Source organism: Gemmatimonadota bacterium (genome assembly GCA_016712265.1).
Taxonomy (GTDB): domain Bacteria; phylum Gemmatimonadota; class Gemmatimonadetes; order Gemmatimonadales; family Gemmatimonadaceae; genus RBC101.
Genome location: JADJRJ010000024.1, coordinates 1 through 5,590 on the forward strand (window position 1 = coordinate 1; position 5,590 = coordinate 5,590).

The window sequence follows — 5,590 nt, forward strand, 5'->3', positions numbered from 1 at the left end:
GTCGTTCGTTGCGGCCATCGCGAGGGTCTTTCAATGAGTTTCGAACCCCTCTACATCGAATCGTGGATATGGTCCACCCTCCACGGTGACGACACACTGACCGACGCTCTGGCCGAAGTGGTGGGCGAGGCACCGGGCTATCAGCAGGGTGTGTACCTGCACCTGGCGCCCAACAAAGACCGGACGACGGGCAAGCCGCCTGCCGTGCCCTACATCGTCATCAGCCGTGAGGACGTGGGGCTCGACACGATGGCGATAAGCGGCGACCGTGCGCGGGCTGACGTGCAGTACCGCGTGACCGTCTGGGACAGCCAGAACGGCTCCGTCGCGATGGACCGGATTATTGACGTTGCCGACCGCATGGACGCGCTGCTGCACGCGCAGACGGCGACACAGAACAACGTGCGCCTCTTCTGCCGGCGGGTGGGGACGGGCACGGAGATAGAGCAGGTGATGGGCGGGGCCATGCTCTACGGGACGTTTGGGATCTATCAATTCGAGTCAGGAGATGCAACCTAATGGGCGTTATCAAGGTTCGCGCGGCGAACAAAACCTACAGCTATCGGTCGGGCGGCGCTGTGGACGGGGCTACCGGCTTCACCGGGTCGGTCATCCCGTTCACTTCCCTCGTACAGTCCGCCACCAGGGAGTACACCTACAAAACCGTTTCACAAGCGGCAATCACCGACACCGACGACCAACTGGTACCTACCCGCGTCAACGGGTCGCACCGGTTCACCTGCTTCGTGCCGGCGGCGGGCTACACGTTCAAGTCCCTGAACGGCACCTATATCGAGATCACCGAGCAGGTACTTGCCCTGACGGCTGAAGTCCTGGTCGGCATGGTCGGCAACTGGTCCGAGAGCGAGTCTGACGACGGCAACCTCATGGAGTCGTTCACCGTGACCTACGGCGTGGTCGGGGTTTAGGAGGTTCCAGGGCCATGGGATCGCTACGAAACGCAAAGAGCAAACCGGCGCCGCCGGATCTGGTTGTGGACTTCTCAAAGTTCGCGGGCGAGGGCGCCACGGTGCAATTCCGAGCGCCCAAGCTCCCCGACTATATGCCCACGGAGGCGATGCGCCGCGAGGTGCAGTTCGCCTTCCCCGGCTTCCCCCCGGCGCTGGTTCAGCAGGTGCTGCTCATGGCGGCGTGCTACCTGCGCCAGGGCGACGACGAATCGGACCTCGCGCCGGCGGCAGAGTTGGCACGCCTTGCAGACTCGCACATGGAGGCGTTCATCCACCTGCTGAACGAGTTCACGGGCGCGTTCGCATCCTCGTTTGGGGAGTCTGTCGCCGACGCAAAAAACGGCTCGGCGGCGTAGGGCAGACGCTCTTGTACTACGCCGTCCGTGGTTTGCACCGGCACCCGAGAGAGTTGGTGGATATGAGCATAGACGAGTTAGCCGAGGTGGCGTTCGTGGTTGACATGGTGGACGCGGCAGAGGGCAAGTACCGCGAGGCGCTGCTGCGTGTCACGGCTGGGAGGCCCGCGCTATGACCATCGCTTCGCTCATGGTGCGCCTCGGGATAACCGGAGAGCAGGAGGTCAGGGCGGGGCTCGCGTCCGCCAAGACCGAGATAAGGGAGACCGCGCGCGCAGCCGAATCCGCCGCGCCTGCAATCCACAGGATGGAGCAGGCGCTTCGGGCGACGGCGCACGCGGCGGCAGTCCTCGCGGGCGGCAGCATCCTGGCGCTCGGCGCGGGCATGGCGGCGGGCAGCAAAAGCGCGTTCGACCTCTCGCTTCAGTTTGAGGGTGTCACGGCGCGGCTAACGGCTCTGACCGGATCTGCCGAGGTCGCCGCGCAGAAACTCAAGTTCGTGCAGCAGGTAGCCGCGCCGAGCAACTTCACGTTCTCGCAGCTCGCGGACGCATCCGTGCAGCTGGAGGCGTTCGGTCTGAGGACAGAGCGCGTGCTCCCATCCATCGCCAAACTCGGCATGGCGTTCGCGGCGGATACCGAGCACCTTCAGATGCTCACCCGGATGTTCGGCGCGCTCGCTCAGGGGCAGATGCCCGACATCGAGCAGCTCTCCGCGTTCGGGCTGAGCAAGGGGCAACTCGCGCAGAAGGGCGTCAAGTTCGACGGGAACAACCACCTGACCTCATCGGCGCGCGAGGCGATGGACGCGCTGGAGAAGGTCGTCAACGAGAAGTACGGCAACATCTTCGCCACGATGGGGCAGACCACTGGCGCGAAGCTGGCGAGCCTGACGGACGCATGGGAGCGGTTCCAAGCCACCATTGGCGACGGGATCGCCAAGAACCTTACACCGGTTATAGAGCGGCTCACCGATTCGATAAGCCGTCTGGTGGACTCAGGCGTGCTCGCAGATGTGGTGTCGAAGCTCGCCACGGCGTTCGGGTCCATCTCCTCGCTATCCTCCTCTGACGGGATGAACCAGTTCATAGCGCGCGCCGCGTCGTTCATGGAGTCCGTGCCGGAGATGCTTGCCTTTGTGCAGACGGCAATCTCTCAGACGCTCTCCCTGGTCGGGGAGGGGATCACCCTGCTCTTTCAGCGGCTGGGCGCGACGCTATCCATCGGCGCGAGCAACGCCCTCAAGGCGACATCCTTTGTCTTTCGCGGGCTCTTCGCAGGGATGCAGGCAATTGGCGATTCGTTCGCCCAGTCGGCAGTGGGTTCGGACATGAACACCACGATGGGTGTGGCGATGGGTGTCCTACAGTCCGCTGCTCCTGACCCGTTTAGCAAGGCCGACGCATACCTGCGGCGCATGAACGAGGCGAACCCGGCGACAGGACTGCCGCAGGGCGGCGGCGACTGGGGCAAGCTCGCAGATGCGCTCTCCGCGCCGGATTCGCCCCTCTCCAAAATCGAGCAGAACACGCGGGAGACGGCAGACGCCCTGAACCTGCGGCAACAGACGCTCGGCGGCGGCGCTCTGGCGGGCCTTGGCGTCACGGCGGCGGAGATAGCCTCCCAGCGCGGCGCGAACATGGCGGCGCGGTACAAACCAGGGTTCGCCCGCAACAACGTACCCGGTCAGGGCATTGACTCCGAGATAGCCCGGCTGATCATGGAGACACTGCGGACGATGGGTCACACGACCATGAGGCGCGCGTAATGTCTACCTCCTGGCCGCTGGTGGTTGAGGTCGATTGCCCCGAACCCCGCATGGACCTCGGGCGGCTTGCCGTCGCCGCAGAGGGGCAGAGCTGGGACATCGCTGCGTCCTCTGACATCTGGGTTGACCCCGTGACGAATACGGCCATGCTGGCGCCGCTCCCCACCACGGCAGAATGGGCAACCACGTTCACCGGCGACTATGCCCGGCTCAGAAAGGCAGACTACACCCTTACCACTTCGGCGGACTGGGTGGAGACTATCGCGGGCGCGTCGGGCGACTACTTCCTGCAAAACAAAGGCACGAACGAACTGGTACGCACAACCGCCACCTACCCCATCAATCAGCCGTGGTTTTTCTCCGTCTCCGTGCCAGGCATGAAGGGTATGAACAAGCGGGTGATATTGGATGCGTACCTGGGCTACGGCGTCGCGGGCGAGGTCATCCTGCGGTTTCGCTCTGACGGGTCGGTAGAGCTATGGCAGGACGGGGTGATGCAGGACACATCCCAGCGGTCGGCGTCGAATCTCGCCAGGGGCAACAACACGCCCTATTTCTTCAGCATGGGCGCTCAGCACTGCTCGATTATGATAATCCCGTGCCGGCGGCGGGAGATCCTGATCGTGACCAACTACGGGCTCGCCTGCTCGTTTACGGACATCGCACTGCCAGAGGACGGGGCGACAAACACGATTACGCCCGCGGGGCCGATGGCGTGGAACGTGCCGAGCGGGCGCGCGTGTGTCCAGGCGGCGCCGGTCAGGTTCAAAGAGTCGGGCACGCTCTACGGCCAGGTCAAACAACTTCGGTACGCGCCGCCGGTGGGTGCCACGTTCACGGACCTTGCGGCCTACGACACGGCGGGACCGTACACGGCGACCACGGGGCACACCTACTCCGTGGTCAAGCACGATGGTAGCGCGTTCACCCCAGACGGCGTGACCCGCCTCGTTCGGGCGAAGGCGGCGCTGACCGGCGACGGCGACGGGACCAAGACCCTGTACGCGTTTGACCTCTACTACACGCCCGACCCGGCAACCACGGCAGACGAGCCGGTAGACATTACGACGGCGGTTACATCCCTGGCTATCGCGGTCGGCGAGGACGGCAAAGCGCGGCTCAGTATGGAGGCGAAGCGGGGCAAACTGATTGCTCTGGGCATGGAGCAACCGACCATCACCACCGACCGCCCTATCCGCGTCTCGGTCGGTGGTGTGGACATATTCAGGGGCGCGCTGTCCTCTCCCCAGATTCGGTACGAGGAGACAGACGAGAGCCTCAACTACTCCACGCTGTCCTTTGAGGGTCAGGACCGATCCCAGGATTTTGACCTGATGACGTTCACGGAGTCGGTACCCTACGACGGGTTGACCCTGACCGCCGCGGTGACAGACCAACTCGTACTGTGCGGGTACACCTCATCGGACCTGTACATGGACTCCACGCCCGTTACCATCCCGTTCTCGCCCGACATCTCCAAAGGCAAGTGGACGGCGGCGCCGGAGATGGGCGGCACGGTGGGCAAGCTCTTGGAGCAGCTACAGAAAGAATTCGCCTCAACCTGGATTACCGGCTGGGTGCCGACGCTGACCGGCTATACCTACCAGTGGCGCGACCCGCTCCAACTGAGCGATACGCCGGCTATGGCGCTCTGGCAGAGCCGTGCGGACGCCGTGGCGGGCGGCGTCACGGCGGCGATACCTTCGCGCGTTGTGCGGGAGATGTCGAGTCACTACGAACCGCCCGAGGCGAACTCGGTTATGGTGGTTGGTCAGGACAATCTTGGCAACCTGCTGTGGGCCTACGACGTAGACGCGCCCGCGCAGACGCCGGGCACGCTGCCTGCCGACCGCCCGCGCAACTGGCGAGGGCGCGCGGTACAGACGGTGCTGACGGACCCCGCGCTGAAAAATCAGGAGACGGTGGACCTCGCCCGCGATGTCATGTCGCAGCGGCTCATGCCGGCAGGGGCTGTGGAGGAGGACATCGGACCTCCTGATACGAGACTCTGACGACCGCCCGCTCTGGCTGACCGACGTTGTGACCATCATGGACACGGACGGGGTGGCGGAGAAGGGGCGGTACCGCATCCTGTCCATCCCTGAAATCCGGTTTGAGTTTGAGGACACAGGCGGCACGCGCCTATCCCATCGGTCGGCAACGTACCGCGGGCAGAAGCTGGTAGCACCGACTGACGACTTCAGCAACGCCGACAACAGCGGCAATATCGCGTACCTGTAGAGGAGAACAAATGCCAAACTATCACGTAGTCAAAGACGGCGCGGCCGCGACCAAGAACCTTGCGATGGCAGGCGCGGGCGGCACCTCCGACCCGTTCTACCCCTGCCCATTCCTGCCCGTGTCGGGCGCTACCTCCAACATCACCGGCACTTCGGATACCGCGGTCATCGCGGCGCCGGGGGCATCCCTGTACCTCTACATCACCAGCGTCAACCTGTCCAACAGCCACGCGTCCACCGGCGCGTTCGTCAACG

7 protein-coding genes are annotated in these 5,590 nt (G+C 64.3%); all 7 read left to right on the forward strand.

Going from position 1 to position 5,590, the window contains the following annotated elements; translation table 11 throughout:
• Positions 1–33: 33 nt before the first annotated feature.
• Positions 34–519 (forward strand): hypothetical protein, encoded by a 486-nt coding sequence (locus IPK85_04075; protein MBK8246565.1) that lies wholly within the window; start codon positions 34–36, stop codon positions 517–519.
• Complete coding sequence (locus tag IPK85_04080) at positions 519–929, forward strand: hypothetical protein (GenBank protein MBK8246566.1); 411 nt, start codon at positions 519–521, stop codon at positions 927–929. The genes IPK85_04075 and IPK85_04080 overlap by 1 nt, the downstream gene beginning before the upstream one ends.
• 65 nt (positions 930–994) lie before the next feature.
• Positions 995–1,327, forward strand: coding sequence for a hypothetical protein (locus tag IPK85_04085; protein MBK8246567.1), 333 nt, complete (start codon positions 995–997; stop codon positions 1,325–1,327).
• A gap of 172 nt (positions 1,328–1,499) precedes the next feature.
• A complete protein-coding gene (locus tag IPK85_04090) occupies positions 1,500–3,095 on the forward strand; it encodes a hypothetical protein (GenBank protein ID MBK8246568.1) in 1,596 nt (531 codons plus the stop codon).
• Positions 3,095–5,107, forward strand: coding sequence for a hypothetical protein (locus tag IPK85_04095; protein MBK8246569.1), 2,013 nt, complete (start codon positions 3,095–3,097; stop codon positions 5,105–5,107). Before IPK85_04090 ends, IPK85_04095 begins: the two co-directional genes overlap by 1 nt.
• 28 nt (positions 5,108–5,135) lie before the next feature.
• The gene (locus IPK85_04100; protein ID MBK8246570.1) at positions 5,136–5,336 is read left to right on the forward strand and encodes a hypothetical protein; all 201 of its coding nucleotides are present in this window, start codon (positions 5,136–5,138) and stop codon (positions 5,334–5,336) included.
• A gap of 10 nt (positions 5,337–5,346) precedes the next feature.
• Positions 5,347–5,590 (forward strand): hypothetical protein (locus IPK85_04105; GenBank protein MBK8246571.1); only part of this gene is annotated, 244 nt, incomplete at its 3' end.